The organism is Pedobacter rhodius, from assembly GCF_027213645.1.
In the GTDB taxonomy this organism is placed as follows: Bacteria; Bacteroidota; Bacteroidia; order Sphingobacteriales; family Sphingobacteriaceae; genus Pedobacter; species Pedobacter rhodius.
In genome coordinates, this window is record NZ_JAPWGL010000003.1 from 161,435 (window position 1) to 187,575 (window position 26,141).

General features: G+C 37.3%; 24 protein-coding genes and 1 riboswitch. Of the genes, 13 read left to right on the forward strand and 11 right to left on the reverse strand.

What is annotated here, in order from left to right; all coding sequences use genetic code 11:
* Positions 1-222: 222 nt before the first annotated feature.
* From O0931_RS10760 to O0931_RS10770, 3 genes are all read left to right on the forward strand, one after another.
* Entirely contained in the window at positions 223-1,773 is a 1,551-nt protein-coding gene (locus tag O0931_RS10760) for an Rne/Rng family ribonuclease (RefSeq protein ID WP_269415582.1), read from the forward strand.
* A 138-nt stretch (positions 1,774-1,911) separates the two neighbouring features.
* A complete protein-coding gene (radA, locus tag O0931_RS10765; protein ID WP_269415583.1) occupies positions 1,912-3,291 on the forward strand; it encodes a DNA repair protein RadA in 1,380 nt (459 codons plus the stop codon).
* Positions 3,292-3,629: 338 nt separating this feature from the next.
* Positions 3,630-4,094, forward strand: coding sequence for a DUF4920 domain-containing protein (locus tag O0931_RS10770; RefSeq protein WP_269415584.1), 465 nt, complete (start codon positions 3,630-3,632; stop codon positions 4,092-4,094).
* Between the two features lie 81 nt (positions 4,095-4,175).
* Here O0931_RS10770 and O0931_RS10775 read toward each other — a convergent pair whose 3' ends face one another.
* On the reverse strand, positions 4,176-5,240 hold the full coding sequence (locus O0931_RS10775) for a branched-chain amino acid aminotransferase (RefSeq protein WP_269415585.1): 1,065 nt from the start codon (positions 5,238-5,240) through the stop codon (positions 4,176-4,178).
* 124 nt (positions 5,241-5,364) lie between these two features.
* Positions 5,365-6,330 carry a tryptophan 2,3-dioxygenase family protein gene (locus O0931_RS10780; protein WP_269415586.1) on the reverse strand — a complete coding sequence of 322 codons (966 nt, stop codon included), beginning with the start codon at positions 6,328-6,330 and terminating at the stop codon, positions 5,365-5,367.
* A 65-nt stretch (positions 6,331-6,395) separates the two neighbouring features.
* A riboswitch (Fluoride riboswitch) is annotated at positions 6,396-6,458 on the forward strand.
* A gap of 18 nt (positions 6,459-6,476) precedes the next feature.
* Here O0931_RS10780 and O0931_RS10785 point away from each other — a divergent pair.
* Positions 6,477-7,766 carry a voltage-gated chloride channel family protein gene (locus O0931_RS10785; RefSeq protein WP_269415587.1) on the forward strand — a complete coding sequence of 430 codons (1,290 nt, stop codon included), beginning with the start codon at positions 6,477-6,479 and terminating at the stop codon, positions 7,764-7,766.
* 639 nt (positions 7,767-8,405) lie between these two features.
* On the opposite strand, the gene O0931_RS10790 is transcribed toward O0931_RS10785, so the two are convergent.
* Together O0931_RS10790 and O0931_RS10795 are read right to left on the reverse strand one after the other, a co-directional pair.
* Complete coding sequence (locus O0931_RS10790; RefSeq protein ID WP_269415588.1) at positions 8,406-9,707, reverse strand: HAD-IB family phosphatase; 1,302 nt, start codon at positions 9,705-9,707, stop codon at positions 8,406-8,408.
* Entirely contained in the window at positions 9,707-10,669 is a 963-nt protein-coding gene (locus O0931_RS10795; protein WP_269415589.1) for an NAD-dependent epimerase/dehydratase family protein, read from the reverse strand. Before O0931_RS10795 ends, O0931_RS10790 begins: the two co-directional genes overlap by 1 nt.
* Positions 10,670-10,740: 71 nt before the next feature.
* Between O0931_RS10795 and O0931_RS10800 the strand changes: the two genes are divergently transcribed.
* A complete protein-coding gene (locus O0931_RS10800; RefSeq protein ID WP_269415590.1) occupies positions 10,741-11,922 on the forward strand; it encodes a formimidoylglutamase in 1,182 nt (393 codons plus the stop codon).
* Positions 11,923-11,993: 71 nt separating this feature from the next.
* Positions 11,994-13,136, forward strand: a complete 1,143-nt coding sequence (locus tag O0931_RS10805; RefSeq protein WP_269415591.1) for a TlpA disulfide reductase family protein — start codon at positions 11,994-11,996, stop codon at positions 13,134-13,136.
* A gap of 87 nt (positions 13,137-13,223) precedes the next feature.
* Here O0931_RS10805 and O0931_RS10810 read toward each other — a convergent pair whose 3' ends face one another.
* From O0931_RS10810 to dcd, 6 genes are all read right to left on the reverse strand, one after another.
* The gene (locus O0931_RS10810) at positions 13,224-13,730 is read right to left on the reverse strand and encodes an SMI1/KNR4 family protein (RefSeq protein WP_269415592.1); all 507 of its coding nucleotides are present in this window, start codon (positions 13,728-13,730) and stop codon (positions 13,224-13,226) included.
* A gap of 18 nt (positions 13,731-13,748) precedes the next feature.
* Complete coding sequence (gene purD / locus O0931_RS10815; RefSeq protein ID WP_269415593.1) at positions 13,749-15,020, reverse strand: phosphoribosylamine--glycine ligase; 1,272 nt, start codon at positions 15,018-15,020, stop codon at positions 13,749-13,751.
* A gap of 84 nt (positions 15,021-15,104) precedes the next feature.
* A complete protein-coding gene (locus O0931_RS10820) occupies positions 15,105-15,986 on the reverse strand; it encodes an SDR family oxidoreductase (protein WP_269415594.1) in 882 nt (293 codons plus the stop codon).
* A gap of 138 nt (positions 15,987-16,124) precedes the next feature.
* Positions 16,125-16,886 carry an enoyl-CoA hydratase/isomerase family protein gene (locus O0931_RS10825; protein WP_269415595.1) on the reverse strand — a complete coding sequence of 254 codons (762 nt, stop codon included), beginning with the start codon at positions 16,884-16,886 and terminating at the stop codon, positions 16,125-16,127.
* 135 nt (positions 16,887-17,021) lie between these two features.
* Entirely contained in the window at positions 17,022-19,712 is a 2,691-nt protein-coding gene (locus O0931_RS10830) for a carboxypeptidase-like regulatory domain-containing protein (protein WP_269415596.1), read from the reverse strand.
* 79 nt (positions 19,713-19,791) lie between these two features.
* A complete protein-coding gene (gene dcd, locus O0931_RS10835) occupies positions 19,792-20,328 on the reverse strand; it encodes a dCTP deaminase (RefSeq protein WP_269415597.1) in 537 nt (178 codons plus the stop codon).
* A gap of 71 nt (positions 20,329-20,399) precedes the next feature.
* Here dcd and O0931_RS10840 point away from each other — a divergent pair, with 71 nt between their 5' ends.
* The 5 genes from O0931_RS10840 (at position 20,400) to O0931_RS20145 (ending at position 23,412) form a co-directional block, all read left to right on the forward strand.
* A complete protein-coding gene (locus tag O0931_RS10840; RefSeq protein ID WP_269415598.1) occupies positions 20,400-21,050 on the forward strand; it encodes a 4'-phosphopantetheinyl transferase family protein in 651 nt (216 codons plus the stop codon).
* A 43-nt stretch (positions 21,051-21,093) separates the two neighbouring features.
* Positions 21,094-21,831 carry a lipoyl(octanoyl) transferase LipB gene (lipB, locus tag O0931_RS10845; RefSeq protein WP_269415599.1) on the forward strand — a complete coding sequence of 246 codons (738 nt, stop codon included), beginning with the start codon at positions 21,094-21,096 and terminating at the stop codon, positions 21,829-21,831.
* A 100-nt stretch (positions 21,832-21,931) separates the two neighbouring features.
* Positions 21,932-22,591 (forward strand): SGNH/GDSL hydrolase family protein, encoded by a 660-nt coding sequence (locus O0931_RS10850; protein WP_269415600.1) that lies wholly within the window; start codon positions 21,932-21,934, stop codon positions 22,589-22,591.
* 84 nt (positions 22,592-22,675) lie between these two features.
* Complete coding sequence (locus O0931_RS10855) at positions 22,676-23,017, forward strand: CD225/dispanin family protein (RefSeq protein WP_269415601.1); 342 nt, start codon at positions 22,676-22,678, stop codon at positions 23,015-23,017.
* A 74-nt stretch (positions 23,018-23,091) separates the two neighbouring features.
* A complete protein-coding gene (locus O0931_RS20145; protein WP_428982692.1) occupies positions 23,092-23,412 on the forward strand; it encodes a DUF2752 domain-containing protein in 321 nt (106 codons plus the stop codon).
* Here O0931_RS20145 and O0931_RS10860 read toward each other — a convergent pair whose 3' ends face one another.
* Positions 23,413-24,156 (reverse strand): RDD family protein, encoded by a 744-nt coding sequence (locus O0931_RS10860; RefSeq protein WP_269415602.1) that lies wholly within the window; start codon positions 24,154-24,156, stop codon positions 23,413-23,415. It abuts the gene before it with no gap.
* Between the two features lie 150 nt (positions 24,157-24,306).
* On the opposite strand from O0931_RS10860, the gene O0931_RS10865 reads away from it, so the two are divergent.
* Entirely contained in the window at positions 24,307-25,254 is a 948-nt protein-coding gene (locus O0931_RS10865; protein WP_269415603.1) for a stage II sporulation protein M, read from the forward strand.
* Between the two features lies 1 nt (position 25,255).
* On the forward strand, positions 25,256-26,140 hold the full coding sequence (locus O0931_RS10870; RefSeq protein WP_269415604.1) for a hypothetical protein: 885 nt from the start codon (positions 25,256-25,258) through the stop codon (positions 26,138-26,140).
* The last annotated feature ends 1 nt before the right edge of the window (position 26,141 follow it).

Here is a 26,141-nt window from a genome sequence, read left to right on the forward strand (position 1 = left end):
ACATAAAATGGCTACGCACAAACGTAAAAAACGTTTAAGAAAAAACAGACATAAGAAAAAATAGTTTCTTATTTTGATTTAGCCTTTTAAACCTCATAGCACACCTATGAGGTTTAAATACTTATATATGATTTCTATTGTATAACAATTTGGGGCTATCTCACTGTATTTTTATTTTTACTATCCATTTGTTAATAGGCGAAAGCCTTAAATCTGTAGCTGTTGGTAAAAGAATTAATTATCAATTCGACTCCTGCCGGAGTTACCATAGCTTTGATTGAAGACAAACAACTTGTTGAGCTTCATAAAGAACAAATCAATAATAACTACGCCGTAGGCGATATTTATTTAGGTCGCATTAAAAAAATTATGCCTGGCCTGAATGCTGCTTTTGTGGATGTTGGTTATGAAAAAGATGCATTTTTGCATTATTTTGATTTAGGCCCTCAGGTACAATCTTTAATTAAGCTAACGAAGATCAAGCGTAATGGCTCGGTTACAGGCACATTATTAGATAATTTAAAACTCGAGGCCGATATTAATAAGGCGGGTAAAATATCTGATGTGCTTAGTAAGAACATGCTCCTGCCTGTACAAATTGCTAAAGAGCCAATTTCTACAAAAGGACCTCGTTTAAGTTCCGATCTATCTATTGCCGGCAGGTATGTGGTACTGGTGCCATTCTCCAATACCATATCCATATCAAAAAAAATAAAAAGTAATACCGAACGTAATCGCTTAAAAAAGATTATAGAAAGTATTAAACCTCAAAATTTTGGGGTAATCATCAGAACTGTTTCTGAAGGAAGAGGTGTTGCTGAAATGCAAAAAGATCTGCTGGATCTGGTTGCAAAATGGGAAACCTTTATTAAAAAATTACCTACAGCCGAACCTTCGAAAAGGGTGTGGGGCGAAATGGACAGGTCATCTACATTAATCCGTGATATCCTGAATCCTGACTTTACAAATGTTTATGTAAGTACGCCCGAGCTGTATGATGATATTCGTTCTTATGTACACGATATTTCCCCGGAAATGGAAAAAATCGTGAAGCTTTACAAACATAAAGAACCTGTATTTGAACATTTTGGAATCGAAAAGCAAATTAAAAATGCTTTCGGCAAAACGGTAAATTTACCGGGTGGTGCTTATTTGGTTGTTGAACATACCGAAGCATTACACGTAATCGATGTAAATAGTGGTAACCGAACAGCCAGTAAAGAGAATCAGGAAGAAAACGCTTTACAGGTGAATAAGGAAGCGGCAAAAGAAATTGCCCGTCAACTGCGTTTACGTGACATGGGAGGTATAGTGGTAATCGATTTTATCGATATGCATAAACCAACGAACCGTAAAATATTATTCGATTATTTACGCGAACTGATGTTGCTGGATCGCGCTAAACACACCATTTTACCCCCTAGTAAATTTGGTTTAGTGCAAATTACCCGGCAACGTGTTCGCCCGGAAATGAATATTGTTACGGTTGAAAAATGCCCGGCGTGTGGCGGAACAGGTGAGATAAAAGCAAGTATCGTTCTGATGGATGATATTGAAAATAACCTGAACTATATTTTATCGGAACAAAACGAAAAAGGCGTTACCCTTTGTGTGCATCCTTATATTGAAGCATACATCACAAAAGGTATTTTCAACTTACAGCGTCGCTGGTTTTTTAAATATGGCCAGTGGGTAAAGGTTAAAGCACAACCTGCTTATCATTTAACGGAGTTTCATTTCATTTCATCGAAAGATGAAGAAATAAAGCTTTAACACAAGGTTAAATTAAAGGAAAACGTCTGACGCCTTAACGGCATCAGGCGTTTTTTTGTGCAAAAATGATTTAGCTTTTGCGTGCTATAAAATTTAAATTTGTTATCCGATAGCTATCGGATCTAAACCTGAAATCAATTGGCAAAAACAAAAACAGCGTATTTCTGTCAGAGTTGCGGATATGAATCGGCTAAATGGCTTGGTAAATGCCCGTCATGTAATCAATGGAATACCTTTGTAGAAGAAATTGTTGAGAAAAACCCAACTACTGTACCAACCTGGAAAAATGATGCTGCTCCTGCACGAAAACTCAGCAAGCCAAGTAAAGTAAACGAAATTGAACGTTCGCCGGAGCGCAGAATGCTAACAGGAGATAAAGAATTGGATCGCGTTCTTGGAGGTGGCCTGGTTGAAGGATCTTTAATTTTAATTGGCGGTGAACCCGGAATCGGAAAATCGACACTCATGCTTCAGCTTGCTTTAAATTTAAAGGGTAAAAAGCTTTTATACGTATCGGGTGAAGAAAGTGAACAGCAAATTAAAATGAGGGCGGAACGGATTACGGAATCGCCTTCTGCTGATTGCTATATTTTAACAGAAACATCAACCCAGAATATTTTTAAGCAAATCGAGATTCTTGAGCCCGAAATTGTAGTTATCGATTCCATTCAAACTTTACACTCCGCCCACATCGAATCTACACCGGGAAGCGTTTCGCAGGTTCGCGAATGTACGGCAGAATTGCTGCGGTTTGCAAAAGAAACCGGCACACCCGTGTTTTTGATTGGTCATATTACCAAAGATGGCGCCATTGCCGGTCCGAAAATTTTAGAACACATGGTTGATACCGTTCTTCAGTTCGAGGGCGACAGGCACCATGTTTATCGCATCCTACGCTCAATTAAAAACAGGTTTGGGGCCGCAGCAGAATTGGGTATTTATGAAATGCAGGGAAGCGGTTTAAGGGAAGTTTCCAATCCATCAGAAATATTATTAACACAACGCGATGAAGAACTTAGCGGTATTGCCATTGCAGCAATGCTGGAAGGCGCAAGACCCATGTTAATCGAAACCCAGGCACTGGTAAGTGCTGCCGCTTATGGAACACCACAAAGATCTGCTACAGGGTTCGACACCAAAAGGATGAATATGCTTCTGGCTGTTTTAGAAAAACGTTGTGGCTTCAGATTAAGCACCCAGGATGTTTTTTTAAATATTGCCGGCGGTATAAGGGTCGAGGACCCGGCGATTGATTTAGCGGTGCTGATTGCTGTTATTTCTTCACACCAGGATATTCCGGTCTCTTCTAAAAATTGTTTTGCGGCAGAAGTTGGTTTATCAGGCGAAATCAGAGCAGTAAACCGGATAGAACAACGAATTGCAGAAGCCGATAAATTAGGCTTTGAAGTTATTTATATTTCAAAGTATAATATGAAAGGCATAAACATCGAAAAATATAACCTGGAAATTAAAGCGGTAAGTAAAATTGAAGAAGTCTTTAGCCTAATCTTCGGTTAAAGTATTTAAATATTGGGGAATATAGTTGTCGGATTTCCACATTTATAAAATCATTTTTCCCCATTTCCCCAATTAAAAATTATCTACCCAGCTATAATTTTCTTACAACAACCTGATAATAAGGTATTTAACAATATAAAATTAACTTTTCAATTTTTGGAGTAACGTTTGTCTTACATACTATGATGTACGTCATGGGATGTGACTTACAACAATAGGGATGATTCTCCTCGTTAGCCGGTGCTAGCGAGGATTTTTTGTTTTAATAATTGAATAAATTTTAAATACTTTTGAGGTAGATAATTTCCGGAATGAAAAAATTAATATAATAAAAGAGTATGAAAAAAATTATTTTAAGCCTGGGGTTTTGCTTAATCGGCGTATTCGCTTTTGCACAAACAGCATTTACAGGCCAGAAATTTGGCGAAAATGTAACGCCGGGCAATGTTAAACCTGTTGCAAAATTAGAGGCTGCAATGGGCGATAAAACTACGGCTGACATGAAGATTGAAGGTAAAGTTGTAGATGTGTGCAAAAAGAAGGGCTGCTGGATGACTTTGGAAATGCCTAACGGAGAACCCATGCGTGTAACATTTAAAGATTATGCATTCTTTATGCCAATGGATATTGTGGGCAAAAAAGTTGTATTGGACGGTATTGCAAAAAAACAGACCATTTCTGTAGAAACCTTGCGCCATTATGCCGAAGACGCAAAAAAGACACCTGAAGAAGTTGCTAAAATTACAGACCCCAAAAAAGAATTAGCTTTCGAAGCTAAGGGTGTTGTAATATTAGATAAATAAGCGGATAGCTTAAAGACTAAAGCAAAAAAATGCCCTAAGCTTGAGAAAGTTTAGGGCATTTTTTTTTAATTTAATATTCTATTATAAAACCCAGTTCCACCCAAATTCATCAGTTGCTAAACCGTAACGGATATCATTTAGTTTTTTAGCAATGCCATTAGAAATGGTTCTTGTAGACGAATCGGTAAGTTTATATGTTTTACCCAAGTAACCAATCTCCCCAATGTGTGTTACTGTTGCGGCTGTTCCTGCAGCAAAAGCCTCCGTTAAACTACCATTTTCAATGCCTTCAATTACCTCTTTAACAGATACCCTGCGCTCTTCAACTGCTATGCCTGCAGCAGTTGCAAGTTTAATAATTGTATCGCGTGTAACGCCATCTAATACCGTACTACGAACGGATGGTGTAACCAATTTTCCGTTAATTACAAAAATTAAGTTAGCTGTTCCGGCTTCTTCTATGTATTCGTGGTTAATAGCGTCTGTCCAGATTAACTGGTCAAAACCTTCTTTTTTTGCCTCTTCAAACGGATAAAGCGAACGGGCGTAGTTACCTGCAGTTTTGGCAAAGCCAACGCCACCATCGTCAGCTCTTGTAAATTCGGTTTCTATTTTAACTTTTAAAGCGCTGCTGTAATATGGTCCGGTTGGCGTGGTAAGCAAGGCAAATTTGTAAGTCTCTGACGCTTTTACACCTAAATAAGGATCTGTTGCAAACATGACAGGACGAATGTATAAAGCATAATCTTCCTGTGAAGGCACCCATTTTTCATCTATATTTATCAGCGCAGCTAATCCCTGCATAAAAATTTCTTCAGGAATGGTCGGCATCGACATTCTGGCTGCAGATTTATTAAATCTTTCAAAGTTTTTATCAGCACGGAATACGCTAATCTTTCCGTCTGGCTGACGATAAGCTTTCAGACCTTCGAAAATTGCCTGACCATAGTGAAGTGCAGAAATGGCCGGACTCATCGGAATTGGCCCGTAAGGTAAGATTTGCAGGTTTTTCCATTCGCCATTTTCAAAATCGGCGGTAAACATATGGTCGGTAAAAACTTTACCGAAAGGTAATTGCGAAAAATCCGTAACTGATAACCGTGTTTTATCTGCTCTGGCAATTTTTATATCTAATGTATCGGTCATATTTCGTTATATTTTGAATGAGGAAATTTTGAATTAGTGAAGGTGAATATTCGCCAATTCCATATCATTAACTAATTTTCGCAAATTAAGAAAAAAGCGGCTATCTTAATAGCATTTCTGGATATTAATCTTTGTTCTTTAGTGTTTTAAGCACACTAAGTACCCAACCTTTACCCCATTCTTCCATTTGTTCTTCGGTCCATAAGAAAGGGTAAAAAATTCTTTTTTGAAAACGCGGCGGCAGGTATTTCTGCCAGTTCGTCCCACCGGTGGCGGCAACATCAACCGGATCTTTTTCAAGGTAGCGGACAGCAGATTTATAGTGTGCTAATGGCCACTCCACATTTACATATAGATCAAGCTTGCGAAGTTCTTCTCCCAAGGCAGAAACATCGTTGCCATTTGCCTGAAACTGTTGATACAAAGCAGAAAAGTTTGTTAAGGCTCTGTCTTTTGCCAGTTGCAGAAATTGAGCCGAATATTTTTCAATAAATTGCTTCAGGGTTAGCGTCTGCTTGCCTGATGCGAGTTCAGTTGCACCGAATTTCCAGTAAATATGTTCAAACTGTTCTTCAAGTGTTGCTGTACTCAATTCAATTCTTTTACTTTTATCAACTAAACGAATAAAATCAGTTGCGCAAATTTCAATCATCCGGTATTGGCCGGATTGAAAACCACTGGCCGGTAAAAGCGACATTCTGAATTTCAAAAACTGTTCTTTTTCCATGCCTTCAACCATAACCCCGAAAGAAGTTGTTAAGGCATTGAAATAGGCATTAATCCGTTTTACGCGAGCTGTAAAAAAATCAACAGTTAAATTTTTGTGCGTTGCAATTTGTTTACATTCATGCAAAGTCAGTTTAAAATAAAGCTCCGTAATCTGATGATACATGATAAAAATCTCTTCGTCAGGAAAAGGCGTTTTCGGGCTTTGTAAACTCAAAAGTGTATCCAGGTGGATATAGTCCCAGTAGGTTAAGAAATCGGCATACAACAATCCATCGAGATATGATGCCATATCCTGGCCCATTGCCGTATATTTCTCTTGAAGCTGATTTAGTTTGTTTTTTATTTCAGGTGTAAAATCCATTGTTTTGTTGTATCACTACAAAGGTGTTAAAGATTTTTGGAACAAATAGCTAAAATTTATACATTTGAAGCGATGGCGATGGGGTACCGCCAAAACCGCCCAAACAGGCTGATGACTCCTACGATTTTTATTAAAATTGATTTCAAATGCCTGTTAAAAAATCAACAGAAGCTTTTCTTCTGTCCTTGAGTCGCCTTACCAGAATGGAGTTTGGCGTATTATTGCTGAATAGCTTTAAATGGCTTTTATTCTCCGCGTTACTCGGTGGAATTGTTGGTTCAGCTTCTGCTTTATTTTTAGAAACCCTAAATCTGGTGACCGATTATCGGGAGCAACATTTGTGGATAATTGGCTTTTTGCCAATTGCAGGTTTATTAATTGGCCTGGCTTATCACTATTGGGGAAAGGAAGTTGTTAAAGGTAATAACCTCTTAATTGAAGAACTTCAAACACCTAAAAAAGTAATTCCTTTAGTGATGGCGCCGCTAATTTTTGCAGGAACGATAATTACCCATTTATTTGGAGGTTCTGCAGGCAGAGAGGGAACAGCCGTTCAAATTGGTGGTGCTTTTGCCGATCAGTTTACCAAAATCTTTAAACTGAAACCCAGAGACAGAAAAATCATTTTAATATGTGGTATTAGTGCAGGCTTTGCTTCTGTGTTCGGAACCCCATTAGCGGGTGCTGTATTTGGACTCGAAGTTTTTGTTATTGGTACCTTAATGTATAATGCTATATTACCATCTTTTATAACAGCCATTATTGCTGATTATGTTTGCAAAATGTGGGGCGTTGGCCATACCCATTATTCCATTTCGGTAGTACCACAGATCGACGGCTTAAGGATTTTATTATCACTTGGTGCCGGAATAATTTTTGGTTTGGTTGCACGTAGTTTTTCAGCTTTAAATCATCGTTTGTCGGCAATATTTGGTCAAATAAAATACCCGCCATTACGGCCCCTAATCGGTGGATTTATATTAATAGTAATTATCTTTTTATCTGGCACAACACGCTATGTAGGATTAGGTATTCCGGTAATATCCGAATCTTTTAATGCACAAGAGCCTTATTATACTTTCGCCATTAAACTATTTTTAACAGCTTTAACATTAAGTACCGGTTTTAAAGGCGGAGAAGTTACCCCCTTATTTTTTATCGGGGCAACCTTAGGTAGTTTCTTAAGCTTTTTTATTCCACTTCCTGCCGGATTGTTGGCGGGGATGGGTTTCGTCGCTGTTTTTTCCGGAGCCGCAAATACGCCCTTAGCCTGCATCTTTATGGGTTTAGAATTGTTCGGAACTGAATCAGGTATTTACATTGCGCTTGCCTGCACAACGGCCTATTTATTTTCAGGGCATACTGGTATATACCATTCGCAAGCTATTGGAAGCCCAAAGCATTTATTGCTGAAAAGGCATCAGTTTTTAAGATAAAAAACCTAATCAGCGATTTTAGAGGCTATCTCATAAATACAAATGTCATCCTTGAGGGGTAATTTATTTCATAAAAATGAATATGAATGACGTTTGCTATTCCCCTCTTATTAGAGGGGTGCCCGCAGGGCGGGGTGTTTTATTTGTCCTGGCCGGACAGGCTTTTTTGTTTTTCAGATAAGTTTATATTTTTATTGGTCTTCAAGCTTGCTTCGCAGGTTTGGCAACAAAAGAAACAAAACCGAGCATTTTGCGAGCTCATTAATACAATTAAAAACAATGATAACTAATTAATAATTGCCGGCTGAAAATTATTCATAAGTATTTATTGTTTTAATAGGTATTCATGAGGGCTACGCCGTTTTTGTATTTAAGGTTTTGCTTTGGCTAGGACAGTGCATCCCCAAAAATTTATTAGGCCGGTTTAAAGCGGAACGGAGAAACAGTGCTTTGGCCTTATAAAACGCAAACATACATAGTTCATAATTTAATGTATTTCAGTAAGTTAACAAATAACGTAAATGGTAGCCTGTCGAAGGACTTATAAAAACTGAATTTTAAGCATTTCGACAATTTTAGCTTTGACAAATTTAAAAAGTTGTCAAAGCTTCAGGATGACAAACAAAAGGGTATTAATCTTTAATACAACACCCTAAATTTTATGGTGTGTTCAATTTTCTTTAGCGCTTTAAATAATTGCTTATCATATTCTGTATTAATATCGGTAATTGCATAGCCAATTTCAGAATTGGTCATTAAGAATTGTCCGACAATATTAATATTATGTTTTGCAAAAACGGTATTAATTTGCGCCATAATACCTGGTATATTTTTATGAATATGAATCAGGCGGTGCGATTTATCTATTTTAGGCAATTGTAAATTCGGGTAATTACTACTCAGGTATGTGGTGCCCGTATTCATAAAATCAATCATCCGTTTTGGAATAAAATCGAGGTTACGTGGGTTTGATTTAACATCATCAAAAATAACAATGCCCATTTTGGTACAAATTCCTGCATCAATTTTATTTTTGGAGTTACCCAAATAACCAATTGTTTTAAGCTTAACTGCATTTTTTAATTGCTCTTTTTCAATCTTCTCCCCATCAGCCAGAAGCATTATACCGACATCTTTAACATATTTTTCTTCGAACGAGGTTTTATGCCTGATGGATAGACCGTCATTTTTAAGGATGGCGATACTTTTTGGATCTACATTGCCAATAACGAGACATAAAATCCTGTTTTTTGGATAGGAGATTGCCCTTGGTAAATTATTTACGTATAAAAATTCATCAAAGCTTGGCGTAATGTGATCGGCTTTTTCGATAATGGTTTGGCGGGCAATATTTTCTGTAAAAGCAAAAAACTTATTAATCATGCCGCTTTCGCGAAGCTGAAAATCTGAATAACCATCCCCAATGCCAAACAATTCGCCTTCTAATTTTAAATGTTGAAGCAGCTTTACCTTTCCTCCTTCCTCACTCAACGGATTGGCATGGTCGTAATCTATAATTTTCCCATCACCTGTGGTTACAAATGTATTGGCATAGATATTTTCCTTTTTAATATGATACTGACTTACAACCGGCGTGATAAACTCTTTGAAACCGCCAGAAACAATAAGCACTTCATCGGCATGCTTTTTAAAGAACTCTGCGTTCCGTGAAAACGATGTGGACACTTTTTTCTTTAAATGTTTGATGAGCTGTTTTAAATGGTCTTCATTTGCTTCGAGTAATTTAACGCGTTGGGCAAGGCTTTCAGAAAAGGAAAGTTTACCTTCCATTGCCTGGTTGGTGTAATCTTCAATTTTTTGAAAGATAGCTTCTTTATCAGGGTGTTTTTTTAAGGAAATTCTGGCAAGCTCATCGAGCGCTTCAACCTGCGTAAAAGTGCTGTCAAAATCAATGATGTAATAGGCTTTTTGTTTAGGCATTATTTTAAATATTGGGTAATCTCCTGGATACTTTGAGTAATTGGTTTAAACTGAATTCCGGTTGCTTCAATTATTTTTTCGTTGCTGTAATAACTTAAAGATAAACTGCTGTTTGCAGTATCTTTGGTAATCGACGGTTGTTTTCCTGTAAAGCTGGAAAAGAACTTTAAGGTTCTCCAGGCGATGCCAAGCATCCATGATTTGGCCTCCCTGGTTGGCGGCTTAACATTAAAACCCTCCGCAATTGCAGTAAATAAATCTTTATAATGGTAGTTCGCTGAAGAAATGATATAACGTTCGGCCGTAACTGGATTTTCCATTAAAAGCATCATGGCTCTGGCTACATCCTCAACATCAACGAAGCCCGAAGCGCCATCGGTATAAAAAGGAAAACCTCCTTTTACCAGTTTAAAAATGGCACCACTACCATCAAAACCTGCGTTTTTACCAATAATTATAGAAGGATTTACAATTACTGCATCTAAACCTTCGGTGATGCCACGCCAAACTTCCATTTCACTTTCATACTTGGATAAACCATAAGCATGTGCTTTTGAATCGTATTCCCAAAAATCCTTTTCAGTTATTGGCATACCCTTCTTCGCATTACCCAGTGCAGCAACCGAACTTACATGCAATAAACGGCAGTTATTTTCAATACAAAGATTTACCAGGTTTGATGTACCGTCAATATTTACATGAAAAAGTTGCTTTTTATCCTTTGGATTAAGCGAAACAAATGCCGCACAGTGAAATACTTTTGTAATGCCAATGAAAGCATCTTCCAGTATTGCCGGCTCATTTATATCGGCTTCAAACCAATCGATTAAAGGGTTATTATCAATTACTGAAGGAATTACAGAAGTTTTTCGCTTTAAAGCCCGAACAGCCAAACCACTATCGGTTAACTGTTTTATTAATTCAGATCCTAAAAATCCCGTGCCGCCGGTTACGAGTATCATTATATTTTTTTTGGGCTATAGGTGAAAATACGCATTCAAAAATAGATATTTGGGGCGATAGTTTTAAATATATGTCATTAACCGATTTCTTTTCACCTTTAAATGCCGAACAATTTACCCCTAAAGATGGGTTTTATACCAGTCAGCTGGGTTTAAAAACACAATTTTATACCGAATCATTTCCTGATTTAGAAGAAACAAAATTTGATATCGCAATTTTCGGTGTACTTGATGGCAGAAGTGCGATTAATAACGAGGGCTGCGGAATTGGTCCGGATTATTTTAGGGAAAAGTTTTATAAATTAAACGAAGGTGCTTTTACGAGCCGTTTAGTCGATTTAGGGAATATACGTCCGGGTGCAACATTGGCAGATACTTATATTGCTGTAAAAATGGTTGTTTCTGAGTTGATTAAAAATGATATTATCCCGGTTATTATTGGCGGAGGGCAAGATCTAACCTATGCGCAATACATGGGTTACGAAGATTTAGAACAAAAAGTTGATTTGGTTATTATAGATAATCAATTCGATATCGAGGACGATAACCATGAAGGCATTGCAACCCGTTCTGATTGCTATCTGAATAAAATTTTCCTTCACCAGCCAAATTATCTTTTCAATTTCAGCAACATTGGCTACCAAACTTATTTTGTAAATCAGGAAAGTTTAAGCGTAATGGATAAGCTTTATTTTGATGTTCACCGAATTGGCGAATTCGCTCAGGATATTACTTTAACTGAACCAATTATTCGAAATGCGAACATGGTAAGCTTTGACATTGGCGCAATTCGATCTGCTGATGCAGTGGCCAATGCAAATACTACACCCAACGGTTTTGATGGAGAAGAGGCTTGCAGAATTGCCCGTTACGCTGGCATGAATGATAAACTGACATCAATAGGATTCTATGAATTTAATCCGGCATATGATAGTAACGGACAAACCGCCTTTCTGCTGGCACAGATGGTTTGGTACTTTGTAGATGGATTTTATGCCCGTAAAAAGGATTTCCCACTTACACCTAAATCGCAGTTTATTATATACAGAACCAGTTTAAAAGATGGCTCAGGCGAAATGACTTTTGTAAAAAGTAAAAAATCAGATCGCTGGTGGATGCAGGTTCCGTATCCATCCGGACAATCTAAAAATGAGCGTTATCACCTGGTTCCATGCCGCTATGACGATTATCAAACTGCGATAAATGGCGATATGCCCGACTTATGGTGGCGAACTTATCAAAAGCTATCATAATTTTACACAAGTAGTTACGTTAGAAAACTACAAATATTTACCTTTAGCAAAAAGACGATTAAATTAGAACCATGAAAAGAATACTCTTATCTGCGATGGCCTTGTTGCCTTTAGCAGCATTAGCGCAAAAGCCATTTACCATAAAGGGTGATGCAAAAGCATTAAAAACAGGCGACAAAATATACTTTGTTTATACTGTAAATAGCGAACGCAAAACAGATTCTGCAATAGTAACAAACGGTAAATTCGAATTTAAAGGCACCGCAACCGATCCGGTTATGGGTAATTTGTTTAAAAACATAAATCCGTACATAAAAGGTACTAATACCCGCAACATGGATTACGTAAGCTTATATGTCGAACCAGGAAACATTGTTGCAAGTTCTGTGGATTCAATTAAATCGATAAAGGTTACTGGTACACCTTCAAACAATGATAATACAAAGTTAAAGGCAAGTTTAAAACCTGCTACGGATAAAATGAACGCAGTTAATGCTGAGTTCGCTCAGCTAACTGCTGCACAGAAAGAAGATAAAACTATAATGGCAGGTATTAGGGAGCGATATGATAAAGCGGCTGATGAAACTACGCCTATTTATTTAGCTTTCGCAAAAAGCAATCCTAAATCTTATGTGAGCTTGATGTCGTTGGCGCAGTTAGCAAGTGACCCTGATCAACTCCCACAAGTTGAAGCAGTTTTTCCAACTTTAAGTCCTGAATTAAAAGCAACAAAAACCGGAACAACTTTAGCGAAAACTTTAGAAGCCTCAAAAAAAACTGCTGTAGGTGTAATGGCAATGGATTTTACGCAGAATGATCCTGATGGAAAACCGGTAAAATTATCTGATTTTAAAGGTAAATATGTATTGGTCGATTTCTGGGCTTCATGGTGCGGACCTTGCCGCCAGGAAAATCCAAATGTGGTTGTAGCTTATAACAAATTTAAAGACAAAGGCTTTACAGTTTTAGGCGTTTCTTTAGATCAGCCGGGTAAAAAAGATGCATGGTTAAAAGCAATTGCTGATGACAAATTAACCTGGACACACGTTTCTGACTTAAAATATTGGGATAACGAAGTTGCTGTAATGTATGGCATTCGTTCGATACCTGCTAATTTCTTAATTGACCCGACCGGTAAAATTATTGCAAAAGGATTAAGAGAAGAAGCTTTACAAACTAAACTTCAGGAGCTTTTGGGTAGCAAAACGAAATAGCAAGTCAAATTTATCGTCATTACGATGACTTCCTTATAAAAAGATAAAGCCACGATTTACTGTCGTGGCTTTATCTTTTTAAATTATTTAAGCTGATTTCAAGAAATCAAGTGCATTAATAAAATAATGCTCCATGCCTTCATAAGGATCTTCACCGGGTATCCACGAAGCAAATTTCCAATATTCCCACTGGCCATTTTCCAATAAAGGTGGTATTAACAGAAAGTATTGTTCCTGGTTTATTCCGCCAACCAAAATGCTTCGGGCCAGCTTAATGGCAACATCCAAAAGCGCATCATTATTAATCCAGATTTCTATTATTTCAGGATCTATATCTTTTAAAAACCCGACATTTTCTATCGGTTCAAATGATGGTTCTATATTTTCGTTCGGTGTAGTGAATCCATTTGTAATTAAAAGAAAATCTTTATAATCTTTCGGCAGGATGATTTGCAATCGCTCTTCCAGCTGTTTTATTTCTGCGGCAGAAGCAGGCGCATTTCCCAACCACTTTGATTCTATTTGTTCATCGGTGAAAGTAAATTCACCTTGTTTAATGGCAGTTTCTGAAATTCTTTTAAGTATTTTTTTCAAAGCGGTTTCCTTTTGAAATTAAATTAAATCGAAGCCAATATCTTCCCTGAAATATTTACCATCGAAATAAATTCGACCGGCATCGGCTGTTGCACATTGTAATGCGGTAAACATATCTTTTTGCAAACTGGTAATTGCGATAACACGACCACCATTGGTTTTAATAACATCGTTTTCCAATAATGTTCCGGCGTGAAATGCATTTGAATGACGAAGGTTCTCGATACCTGAAATTGCCTTGCCTTTTAAATATTCGCCCGGATAACCCCCGGCAACAATCATTACGGTTGCGGCTGTTTGTTCAGAAATTACCAGGTTTACCTGGTTTAACTGCTTAGCGGCCGTTGCCATAAATAATTCAACTAAATCATTTTCAATTCTTGGGATTACGCTTTCCGTTTCCGGATCGCCCATGCGGGCATTGTATTCAATGACATAAGGTTCTTCACCAACTTTTATCAAGCCGAAAAAGATAAACCCTGTGTAATCGATATTATCTTTCTTTAAACCTTCAACAGTAGGTTTGATAATTCGTTCTTCAACTTTTTCTAAAAATTCGGGAGTTGCAAATGGTACCGGAGAAATGGAACCCATTCCACCAGTATTTAAACCGGTGTCGCCCTGGCCAATTCTTTTATAATCTTTAGCGGATGGAAGTGTTATATAATTTTCGCCGTCCGTTAAAATGAAAACCGAAAGCTCGATACCGCTTAAAAATTCTTCGATAACAACCGTTGCACCCGCAGCACCAAACTTACCACCAAGCATTAACTTTAATTCTTCCTGTGCCTCTACGGTTTCCGTACAAATTAAAACACCTTTACCGGCAGCTAAGCCATCTGCTTTTAAAACGACGGGTAAAGCATGGGTTTCTAAGTAAGCTAAGCCATCTTCTAAAGTTTGTGGGGTAAAAGATTTTGAAGCCGCAGTCGGAATGCTATGACGTTCCATAAATTGCTTTGAAAAATCTTTACTACCTTCTAAAATCGCACCTTCTTTTTTAGGCCCGATAACCGGAACATGTGCAATGGCTTTATCCGCCAGGAAAAAATCGTGAATACCATTTACCAAAGGTTCTTCAGGCCCAACGATTACCATTTCGATGTTTTCGGTAAGCACTATCTTCTTAATAGAATCGAAATCGTTTACACTGATGTTGATGTTGGTACCAAAAGCACCTGTACCACCATTTCCGGGTGCAATAATTAATTTATCACAATGTGAAGACTGGCTTATTTTCCAGGCAAATGCGCTTTCTCTGCCACCTGAACCTAATAGTAAGATATTCATATCGGCAAAGATAATATTTTAGTGTAAAGTAGCGAGTATCTAGTATTAAGTAGCGCGTATCAAGTAGTTTTAATCTTTCTGCTTTTAGCTTCCCTTGGCGCTTCTTGTCATCTGTTCCAGCATATCCCACATTTCATTAGGAATTGCTTCCAAACCGTTCATTTGCCCGGCGCCCTGCAACCACTCGCCACCATCAATCGTTACAACTTCTCCGTTGATGTAACCGGAAAAATCACTGACTAAAAATGCAGCCAGATTCGCCAGTTCCTGGTGTTCGCCAACTCTTTTCAATGGTACACGATTTTTAAAATCGAATTTCTTGGCTAAATCACCCGGCAGTAATCTTTCCCAGGCACCTTTGGTTGGAAATGGTCCTGGCGCAATTGCATTTGTACGGATACCATATTTACCCCACTCAACGGCCAGAGAGCGTGTTAAAGCCAAAACCCCTCCTTTAGCACAGGCTGAAGGCACCACATAAGCCGAACCTGTAAAAGCATAGGTGGTTACGATATTTAAAACTGTTGCCGTTTGTTTTTCTTTTATCCAGTGTTTACCAAAGGTAAGTGTACAATTCACCGTACCCTTTAAAACAATATCGATAATGGACGAAAAAGCATTTGCCGATAAACGTTCTGTTGGGGAAATAAAGTTCCCGGCAGCGTTATTTAAAAGCACATCAACTTGGCCGAATCTTTCGATTGTTTTTGCAAGTACGTTTTCAACCTGTTCTATCTCCCGAACATCGCAGGCAACAGCCAAAACCTTACCTCCAGTCTTTTCTTCCATTTCATCGGCAGTTTTCTGTAGAACATCTTGTTTACGGCTGGTGATAACGAGGTTAGCGCCCAGCTTTAAAAAGTAAATTCCCATTGCTTTTCCTAAGCCGGTTCCACCGCCGGTAATTACAATGGTTTTGCCCTCTAGGGCTCCGTCTCTAAGCATGGGCTGATTGAATGCAAACATAATATCTGGTTGTTTATAGGTTGGTTAGCTGTTGGGATTGGTTAATTGTAGGAGTCAAATCCGTGGCCTGCGAGGACACAGACCATGGAATAAATACAATTCCTTTAACAGGCTCGGGATGACAGGCCGAGCATTGAATTATTTTCGCTGAAGGTTTTCTAAAATGGTTTTTAATATATGCCTTGTGGCCGGCGACCACCATTGCTCGAGCATTTTTTCTAAGGTAGCGGATTGATCTGCCGACACCGCAGCAATTAATTCCTGACGAATATTCAGTTTACTCTGCGACCAGGTATTGCTTTCCAGTTCCATAAACTTTTTAATTTTTCTTTCTGCTGCAGTTAAAAGACTTTCGCCTTTGACCATTTCATCAATCAAACCAACTTTCAGCGCTTCTTCCGGGTTGTATAATTTCCCTGTAAGTAAACTGCGAGCTGCTTCAGCCTTGCCTATCCAAAAAGAATATAATTGAAATATACTGTTTGGCACAATAATACCAACCGGAACTTCATTTAGTCCGATTATGTATTGACCTTCAGACATTACACGATAATCGCAGGCTAAAGCCATCACGCAACCACCCGCCGGGCTGTGACCGCTAATTGCCGCGACTACAGGTTTTTTGAACGAAACCAGGTTAGCTGTAAAGGCTAAGAATAACTGCCAGAACGACCTGACTTCTTCTTCGTTATAATTATAAAGTTCTACTAAATCTAAACCTGCTGAAAAAAATGGTGCTGTACCTGTTAAAACCACACCACCAATATTATTATCAGCAGTTATATTTTTTAACATATCATCTAGTTCGGTAATCAACTCGCGGTTTAATGCGTTTGATTTCCCCCTGTTTAAGGTTATTGTTGCCAGGCGGTCTTTTACACTTACTTTAATCGTATTCATGTTAAATAGTATCTAGATTTGAGTATGAAAGTAGCATGTAATGAGTATTGAGTATCAAGTATCGAGTATCGAGTATCGAGATAAACAAAAATAATAATTATGCATGCATACTAATTCAAATTTATTTATTTTTTCTTATTTAACATCATAAGTGTAAACTTTCCTTGCCAAATGCCCTTCGGCATCAATTCCTTCAATTACGATTCGATACGTTCCGGCTTCATCAGCATTGTAAAAATCAAATTTTGCTTTACCATCCTCGCCTGCAACAACTTGCGGATTCCAATATATCGTACTTCTATAATCTGCTTTACTCGTTGTTGTTTGTGAATCGTATTTAGGCGAATAAAATTCTCTTGATGCAGAGAAACCTTTTTGGTTGATAACCACTACACCCGGAGCATAATTATTATAAGAAACATCACTTCCACCGCGTTTGGTTGTTATAACTAAGACGCCACCTGCCCCCTGGCTTCCATATATTGCTGTATTGCCAATTGATCTTAAAACTTCTATCGTTTCTATGTCATTTGCATTTAAATTATCTAAAAATTCCGGTTCAACCTGCATACCATCAACGATAACATTCATAGGCGTATTCTGGCTTCGGGTAGAGTAAGGTATCCCGCCCCTGAATATTACAAAGGGCAGGCGGCCATTTAAACATTGGGAAAGCTGAACACAATTAGATAAATCTTTTGCCGTAAGCACAAAATCAGCATTTCCGGCACCATTCAGATTTGATGAATTTTTTGCAATGTTCCTTTTTTCAGTAACAACCACCTCATCCAGCTTAATTGTTCTTTCCAAAAGCCCGAGCCGGGTCATTTCATTAAAATAATTATCACTTTCTTTAATGTATTTCATTAACGTATTGTTAACGTTTACCTCTATATCAGCACTGTTTTTATTTTTCGTTACAATCTGATAAGGAACAGCATCTATATTAATTTCAACAAACTTTCTATCGGCTTTTGTTCTTGCCTGAACCACAAATTTTGTACTGTCATTAAATACAAGGTTATCGAAATTAAATTTCCCTTCAGCATTTGTTACCGTATCCATTACAAAAAAACCACCTTTGGTAGACATTAGCATTACCTTACCATTCGGCACCGGTTTCCCTCCTTTTGTAACTGTGCCGCTAATTGATGTAGATTGTTCGGCTTTATAGGTAATTACCGGTCCGGCACCGCCAATAACATTTTTCCATAAAAATCTTCTCCAACCCTGGGTTAACATTAAGTCATCAAGTTCCCGGATGGTTTTTAAATCGTTGTTAAGAAAATAATGATTAGGCTTTTCAACATGTCCTGCTAAATCGGATGTTAACCATAAGTTAGCAAAAATATTGCTTTCATTATCTTCGTCGGGTATTACTTTAGTCGCATTTGTTACCGAAACAGAGAAACTGCCAATTACAGGCTTGTCGTTATTTAATGCGTCAAAGGTAAAACCCGATTTTCCCTTTTTCGAACCTGAGGCGCCTGAAGAATTTAGTTTTACGTCTATAACATCGATTTTATTTTTATTAAAAATCAGCCGTTCGGCTATAGGTTGATTTGTAGAAGAGAACAAAGTAAACTGTACAATTCCGGATGGCAATTTATTTTTAGGAATTGTTGCAACTAATACTTGTTTATCAACTTTGGCTTTCGATACATAGTAAACGTTACCACCCTGTTGTGCAACAATTTTTAATTCATCGCTATTGGTTAAGCTGGCACTTGCCATAATTTTAATAACAACTTTGCCCGTATCTAAATTATTAACGGATAAGGCATATCCGCTTTTTTGTGCCTGCGGAAGTTTGAAATCCTTAACAGAACCGTCCTTAAATTTAATTTTAGCTGTATAGGTTTTTCCTGGCTGTGCGTTCAACGTAAAATTGCCCATGCCCAGGTACGGGGTTGCTATATCTAAAATTTCTGCACCACTCTCATCAACAATTTTACCTGCTATATTCTCCCCGTTTCCAGTACCATTCAAGGCTTTAATCGCAATTTTTTGAGGCAATTCTTCTACCAATGTTCCACCCTCAGGCAGGAACTGAACATCCACATCATTACTGGTCGAAGTAACCGGAATTGACTTTACAATTTTTTGTTTGTTATCGAGTGTTATGGTTGCAACGATTTTTCCTTTTTTGTTTAAAAACGACTGATTATTCGTAAAGCTAATAACGGCATCGCCCTTTAAATCTGTTTTGGTTTTTCCTTTTGCTACCGTTCTAAAATCTAATTGGGCCTCGTAACTAACTTCATTTTCTTTATAAGCTACGCCATTTTTATCTTCGAAATGAATGGTTGCAGTTACTTTTTCTGCATTATTTTCTTTGCTGAATTTATAATCGGTAAAAGTGAAAACCTTATTGGCCCAGCTGTTGCCAATTTTTATTGTCTTATCAAAAAAAAAGTCGGTGCCGAAGTTTCGCATGTAATTCGTATATGCCCTGATCCGATAATTTCCTTCACTTAAAGAATCCGTAAGTTTAAAATCGCCCCAGGTTATACCACCCATTAATGGTAATTTTACCAATTTTTTTAGCGAGTCTTTTTCATTAATTAATTCTACATAAAGTATTTTACTGATGCTGGAAGGTGCCTGTGTTTTGCTGTTTAAAACATAAGCCTTAAACCAGATGTCATCACCGATAGCATAGTAAGGCTTATCTAAATGCAGGTATACTTTCTCCTGTTGAAATTTAGTGGTATACTCATCGAGTTTTTTAATAATCTGAGAAAAAGGATCGTCATCAATCCTAAAAGCTGCGAAACCTACAAGCACAGCCAGAAAGCTCAGCGCAAGCGAAATTTTGATTTTCATTAATGTGTTGGTAAATAAATATGCCTCAAGGTACGAAACCCGAGGCATATTTTAATGAAGATCAAATGAATTATTTATATTAGAAAGTATTCTTCCACATCATACTTTCTACCGGCTTTGTTGTTTTATTATTGTATTTAGCACTGCCTTTTGTGTTGTACATGGTTTCGATATTACCCTCCACCACAAAATAAATTAATTGACCGATAGGCATACCGGCATAAATTTTTACAGGTTGTGCCACCGAAATTTCCAATGTCCAGGTATTACAAAAACCTACATCACCTTTTCCTGCCGTGGCGTGTATGTCGATACCTAAACGGCCTGTACTGCTTTTACCTTCCAGAAATGGAACATGCCCGTGTGTTTCCGTGTATTCTAACGTTACCCCTAAATATAAGGTGCCGGGCTGAAGTATATATCCATCTTTAGGAATTTCAAAATGCTCTATCTCATTGTGCTTCTTCGCATCCAATACACGGTTTTTATATGTTGCCAGGTATTTCCCCAGGTGTACGTCGTATGAATTTGTACCCAGGCAGCTCCCGTCAAAAGGTTCTATTATAATTGTTCCCTTATCAATTTCCTCCAAAATCCTTTTATCTGATAATATCATTATTATGCGTATTTTTGGTCTAAATTATCATTTATTTAAGATAATTTTGCATGCTAATCTCAATTTTATAAATGCCCGTAGTTTATAATAAAAATATTGATGAGCGTTCGGTTCTGGCGATTTGGAAAATTGAAGAAACGGAGGCTGAGCTCCTTGCCGGCTTACAACTCAGGCAGCATGAGTGGGATATTATTACCTCATTTAACAATGGCAAAAGACTGCTTCATTGGCTAAGCACGCGACTTTTATTAAGAACCCTACTCAACACTGCTGAATATATCGACTGCCAGTTTGACGAAGATGGGAAACCATACCTGACCAATTTCGATTATAAAATTTCGTTAAGCCATTCTTACGATTATGCAGCAGTTATGATTAGTAAGGATTATGCCGTAGGTGTTGATATTGAGCTGATAAAACATAAAATTAAGAGCATTAAACATAAGTTTTTAAATGATGTTGAACTTGCTCAAAAGCAAATTGGCGATAATACGGACGGATTATATGTTTGCTGGTGTGCAAAGGAAGCCATATATAAATGGCATGGAAAAAAAGGCCTTGAATTTAAGCAGCATATTCACATTAAACCTTTTAAATTAAAAAATGAAGGCGACTTAAATGCACTTGTAGAATTGCCGTCAGGTACCCGGGAGTTAACTGTGCATTATTTCAAAACGAAGGATGGTTATATGTTGGGCTATGTAAAAGCGCCAATCCGCTAATCCCATATAATAACCGATTGAAAATAGTATAAAGCATATTACCATGCAAAACAATATAAACGAAGAATTGGAAAAGTCTTCTTCAGCAGGTATCCCTACTCAATTTATTGACTGGGGTTTAACTGATTATCAGGAGGCCTGGGATAAGCAGGAAGATTTACTAAATAAAACTGTTGCCATTAAAACGGAAAACAGAATTAACGGAACGCAGCTACCTACACCAAATTACCTTATTTTTAATGAGCATCCGCATGTTTATACACTTGGAAAAAGCGGGCATCCCGAAAATTTACTACTGGATGAACAAGGCCTTAAGGCTAAACAGGCCACGTATTATAAAATAAACAGAGGTGGCGACATCACTTACCATGGTCCGGGACAAATTGTAGGCTACCCGATTTTAGATTTGGATAACTTTTTCACGGATATTCATCTTTACCTACGTACTTTGGAAGAAGCTGTAATGCTTACCTTAAAAGATTATGGAATAGCATCCGGTCGTTACCCGGGTTATACAGGCGTATGGCTGGATGCAGATAATGAAAAAGCAAGAAAAATCTGTGCCATGGGCGTTCGTTGCAGCCGTTGGGTAACCATGCATGGTTTTGCCTTTAATGTAAATGTAGATTTAGATTATTTTAAAAACATTGTGCCCTGCGGCATTGATGATAAGGCCGTAACTTCTTTAGAAAATGAATTGGGTTATCAACCGGATATTAATAAAGTGAAAGAAAAGCTTAAAAACCATATTGCTACCTTGTTCAGAATGAAATTGGTTTAAAATCTGAGCATAATATTTTTGCGTAAATTGAGCTATGAAACTTTTGCCGGTCATCATTTTATTTTCTTTGTTATCTTCGGGCTGCACTAAAGAAAATAGCATGCCTGTTACTGATAATACTGTTAATCCATTTATTACGACAAATACATCTGGTAATTTCACTTATTTAGCCTTAGGCGATTCTTATACCATCGGCCAGTCGGTTACACAGGCAGAATCTTTTCCCTATCAATTGCAGGCTTTAATGAAAAAGAATGGGCGTAATGTAGAAGACCCGAAAATTATTGCGGTAACCGGATGGACAACAGACGAACTTCAGAATGCAATTACACAGGCAAAAATTACCCAAAAGTTTGATTTTGTAACCTTGCTGATTGGTGTGAACAATCAATACAGAGGCTACCCGATAGAGACCTATAAAAAAGAATTTTCAGAATTATTACAAACCGCAATTGGTTTTTCCGGCGGAAGAAAAGCAAGGGTTTTTGTAATTTCTATCCCGGATTGGGGTGTAACGCCGTTTGCAAAAAATTATTCCAAATCACCTCAGGTTATTGCTTCGGAAATTGATGCTTACAATACCGCAGCTGAACAAATTACAACAGCAGCAGGGGTAAGTTTTACGAACATTACACCAAATTCCAGAGTTGCGGCAAACGATGTTTCATTAATAGCAAGTGATGGCCTGCATCCGAGTGGAAAAATGTATGCCGACTGGGTTAATGCGCTGGGCCCCAAAATTATGGATGTTGTAAGATAATTTGATTTCCAGTTTATTTCTTTTTTAAACAAAAAGTTATAATTTTAGTTTAACTATCTAATCTTAAATTAAAATTAAATTACTATGGAAGAACAACCTCAAGGTCAAGCACCATTTGGTCAACAACCATTTGGCCAGTCGCCATTTGGAAACAACCCGACGCCTATACCGAAGAACTGGCTGGTGGAATCAATTCTTGTAACCCTGTTCTGCTGTTTACCTTTTGGCATTGCCGGAATCGTTAATGCCGCAAATGTAAACTCGAAATATGCATCCGGAGACTATTTAGGTGCTCAGGCCGCATCTGCTGCAGCTGGTAAATGGACCAAAATAGGCTTCTTTTGTGGAATTGGAGTTATGGTTATTTATGTTATTTTCTTTGTCGTTTTAGGCATGGGTGGCGCAATGATGGGCAATTACAGATAATGAATACAAAGTACATCTTGGGCTTTGTTATAGTGATAACATTAGGTGTTGTTTACTATAATTTCAATCCTGAGATGTACTTCTTTTTTCCGGAATGTCCGTTTCACAAATTTCTAGATCTTGATTGTCCTGGTTGCGGCTCGCAGAGAGCAATTCATGCAATTTTAAACGGACAGATAATGGCGGCTCTCGATTATAATTTATTACTGGTAATGAGTATTCCTTTACTTCTTATCCATTTATTCTTTCGAATATATGCTCATTTGAGCAAAAAGGATGTGATTCTTAATTTTTGGTATAACCCTGTTGTACCTAAAATCATCCTGATAATAGTTATTGTTTTTTGGATAATAAGAAATATTCCTGCTTATCCATTTACGTATCTTGCAGCCTAACTAAACATGCATATTAGCTGTTAAATGTCTGTAATCTTTCATTACTGTTTCTAAAAACTGTAATTCATTCATACCTTCAGGGGTAGCTGCTCCAATATGTTTTTTTGTTTTATCTGCCATTGCATAAATTAACTGTGCATTTCCGGTTTGATAAAACCCTGTTAGCACCTCATATATTAATTCTGCTTCACGGTCGCTTAAATGCAAGACTTCTTTAAATACAGGTTCATAATCATCAGGTAAGGTAAAAGCAAATGCTACATTATCAATCTTAGTTCTCGGAACGGTTTTAATAAGAATTGTTTTCGCGAGCATATCACCAACCCGCTGATGGTTTTTAGATACAGCCACACAAATCAGCGCAACCACTCCCCAGCCAAGAAAAAACCCGAAATCTATAATCCTGAAAATCCATCGCATTAAATATTGCCCAAAGGTAGGTTGTCCGCCATCAAGACTAATTACCTTTATTTTCATAATTTTTTTTCCGAAAGTCTGTCCATCCATAAATATTTCGCAAGCCAGATCGTAAAACATAAAAATGACTAAAAATATGATCAGAAGAACTACGATTAAAGTTTCAGAACGACTAATCGAGGCAACGATCATCAAGATTGCAGCGATAATATACAGGATTAGAAATCCCGCCAAATCAATTAATCTTGCAGCGATTCGTTCGCCTAAGCCTGCAACTTCATAATCGATATCAACATTTTGAGCTGTGCTAATTCTGATGGTTTCCATATTTCAAACATAATTTTTTTTAGTCATAAAGAAGTTATCAGCCACTTAAAAAAATTATTCCCTAAGCCTGATTTAAATTTCTATATTTTGAATGCTATTTTTTGTATCCATAAAAAATTAAACTATTTTAACCAAAGATTTGTGCAATCAATGAGAGAAGCCCTATTTGTAAAACAGAATACTGAAAAGTGGAAACGCTTTGATGAAATGCAACTGGCGAATCCTGATGAACTTGCTGATCGTTTTACCGAAATTACAAACGATTTGGCTTATGCAAAAACCTTTTATCCGAACTCAAAAACAACGGCTTACCTTAATGGGTTGGCTTCAAAACTGCATCGTTCAGTATATAAGAACAAGAAAGAAAAGTCGAACAGGTTTATTCATTTCTGGGAAACTGAATTACCAATGCTCTTTTTTGAACATAAAAAGCAGATCATTTATGCACTCGCATTCTTTTTAATTTCCTGCGCAATCGGTACACTTTCTGCGAAATATGACGATACATTTATTCGTTTAATTTTAGGTGATGGTTATGTGAACATGACCAACGACAACATTTCAAAAGGCGACCCATTCGGCGTTTATAAACAAGAAAATCCTTTCTTAATGTTTATGCAAATTGGCATAAACAATATTTATGTATCCCTTTTAACCTTTGTTATGGGTATAATTTTTTCATTTGGTTCCATTGTATCGCTTTTCAGAAATGGCATAATGCTGGGTTCTTTTCAATATTTCTTCTTTAGCAAAGGCTTGGGTATGAAATCTGTTTTAGTAATTTGGATACACGGTACACTGGAAATCTCGGCACTTGTTTTAGCTGGTGCTGCCGGATTGGTTTTGGGCAACAGTATGTTATTTCCAAAAACCTACACCAGAAAGGCTTCCATTTTAAAAGGGGCAAAAGACGGATTAAAAATTGTTTTAGGCCTTGTGCCTATTTTTATTGTTGCCGCTTTTTTAGAAAGTTTTATTACCCGACATACCGAAATGCCAGTGTTATTAAGCGGATTTATTTTACTCGCTTCAGCTGCATTTATTATATGGTATGTATTTATCTACCCGATTAAAATTAACAGAAAAACACGCTTTTAATATGTCTTCAAAAATAGAGTTTAAAAAAAGAAGGGATTTCGGTCAGATTATAAACGACAGCTTTACATTTATCCGCCAGCATTTTAAGCCGCTGGTAAAAAATTATTTCATTTTTTGTGGTCTATTCGTACTGGGCGGAATGCTGTCTATGCTTTTACAACAGTACAAAACGGTAAATATGATTAATAATGTTACTCCCGAAACAGCGAGCAGCACTTTTGGTTTTGGTGCTCAATTTGGACTTGAATATTTTCTTTCTATATTATTCTCTATTGCCGGATATGCCAGTACAACGGTTGCAACACTATCCTATATCGGAATTTACGTAAAAAAAGGGAATCAAACGCCCACAACCGATGAAGTTTGGGGCTATTTTAAACACTATTTTTTGAAGGTTTTAGGAAGTTCATTGTTAGTATCATTAATGGTAGGTATTGGCCTTGTTTTTTGTTTAATCCCCGGACTTTGGCTTTTACCTTTTGTTTCCTTAGTATTTCCAATTATGATTATAGAGAATGGCACATTTAGTTATTCCTTTAGCAGAAGTTTTAAACTGATTAAAGATAATTTCTGGTTAACCTTCGGCACTTTAATTATTATATGGATAATCGTTTATGCGTGTATGTCGTTCATTGTTTTGCCAACAACATTGTTCAGCATGATAGGTTTATTTTCCTCTACAAAGCCGCAAATGTCTTTAGTTTTTACCATGTTCAGTACGGTGTTACAATACCTTTGCCAGGTATTTACAATCATTCCCGTGGTCACCATAACATTATCGTATTTCAATCTTGTTGAAGAAAAAGAAAGTACAGGTTTAATGGAGCGTATTTCAAATTTCGGCACTACTGAAAAACCAATTGATACCAGACCGGAAGACTATTAGG

Bases quoted from the DNA above. Each gene is read 5' to 3' on its own strand.
- O0931_RS10775 (WP_269415585.1), bottom strand. From the start codon at position 5,240: ATGACCGATACATTAGATATAAAAATTGCCAGAGCAGATAAAACACGG.
- O0931_RS10860 (WP_269415602.1), bottom strand. From the start codon at position 24,156: ATGGAAACCATCAGAATTAGCACAGCTCAAAATGTTGATATCGATTAT.
- O0931_RS10865 (WP_269415603.1), top strand. From the start codon at position 24,307: ATGAGAGAAGCCCTATTTGTAAAACAGAATACTGAAAAGTGGAAACGC.
- O0931_RS10785 (WP_269415587.1), top strand. From the start codon at position 6,477: ATGCCTGTTAAAAAATCAACAGAAGCTTTTCTTCTGTCCTTGAGTCGC.
- O0931_RS10840 (WP_269415598.1), top strand. From the start codon at position 20,400: ATGCCCGTAGTTTATAATAAAAATATTGATGAGCGTTCGGTTCTGGCG.
- O0931_RS10770 (WP_269415584.1), top strand. From the start codon at position 3,630: ATGAAAAAAATTATTTTAAGCCTGGGGTTTTGCTTAATCGGCGTATTC.
- lipB (WP_269415599.1), top strand. From the start codon at position 21,094: ATGCAAAACAATATAAACGAAGAATTGGAAAAGTCTTCTTCAGCAGGT.
- O0931_RS10870 (WP_269415604.1), top strand. From the start codon at position 25,256: ATGTCTTCAAAAATAGAGTTTAAAAAAAGAAGGGATTTCGGTCAGATT.
- O0931_RS10780 (WP_269415586.1), bottom strand. From the start codon at position 6,330: ATGGATTTTACACCTGAAATAAAAAACAAACTAAATCAGCTTCAAGAG.
- O0931_RS10830 (WP_269415596.1), bottom strand. From the start codon at position 19,712: ATGAAAATCAAAATTTCGCTTGCGCTGAGCTTTCTGGCTGTGCTTGTA.
- O0931_RS10820 (WP_269415594.1), bottom strand. From the start codon at position 15,986: ATGTTTGCATTCAATCAGCCCATGCTTAGAGACGGAGCCCTAGAGGGC.
- O0931_RS10800 (WP_269415590.1), top strand. From the start codon at position 10,741: ATGTCATTAACCGATTTCTTTTCACCTTTAAATGCCGAACAATTTACC.
- O0931_RS10795 (WP_269415589.1), bottom strand. From the start codon at position 10,669: ATGATACTCGTAACCGGCGGCACGGGATTTTTAGGATCTGAATTAATA.
- purD (WP_269415593.1), bottom strand. From the start codon at position 15,020: ATGAATATCTTACTATTAGGTTCAGGTGGCAGAGAAAGCGCATTTGCC.
- O0931_RS10805 (WP_269415591.1), top strand. From the start codon at position 11,994: ATGAAAAGAATACTCTTATCTGCGATGGCCTTGTTGCCTTTAGCAGCA.
- O0931_RS20145 (WP_428982692.1), top strand. From the start codon at position 23,092: ATGTACTTCTTTTTTCCGGAATGTCCGTTTCACAAATTTCTAGATCTT.
- O0931_RS10850 (WP_269415600.1), top strand. From the start codon at position 21,932: ATGCCTGTTACTGATAATACTGTTAATCCATTTATTACGACAAATACA.
- O0931_RS10855 (WP_269415601.1), top strand. From the start codon at position 22,676: ATGGAAGAACAACCTCAAGGTCAAGCACCATTTGGTCAACAACCATTT.
- O0931_RS10790 (WP_269415588.1), bottom strand. From the start codon at position 9,707: ATGCCTAAACAAAAAGCCTATTACATCATTGATTTTGACAGCACTTTT.
- dcd (WP_269415597.1), bottom strand. From the start codon at position 20,328: ATGATATTATCAGATAAAAGGATTTTGGAGGAAATTGATAAGGGAACA.
- O0931_RS10825 (WP_269415595.1), bottom strand. From the start codon at position 16,886: ATGAATACGATTAAAGTAAGTGTAAAAGACCGCCTGGCAACAATAACC.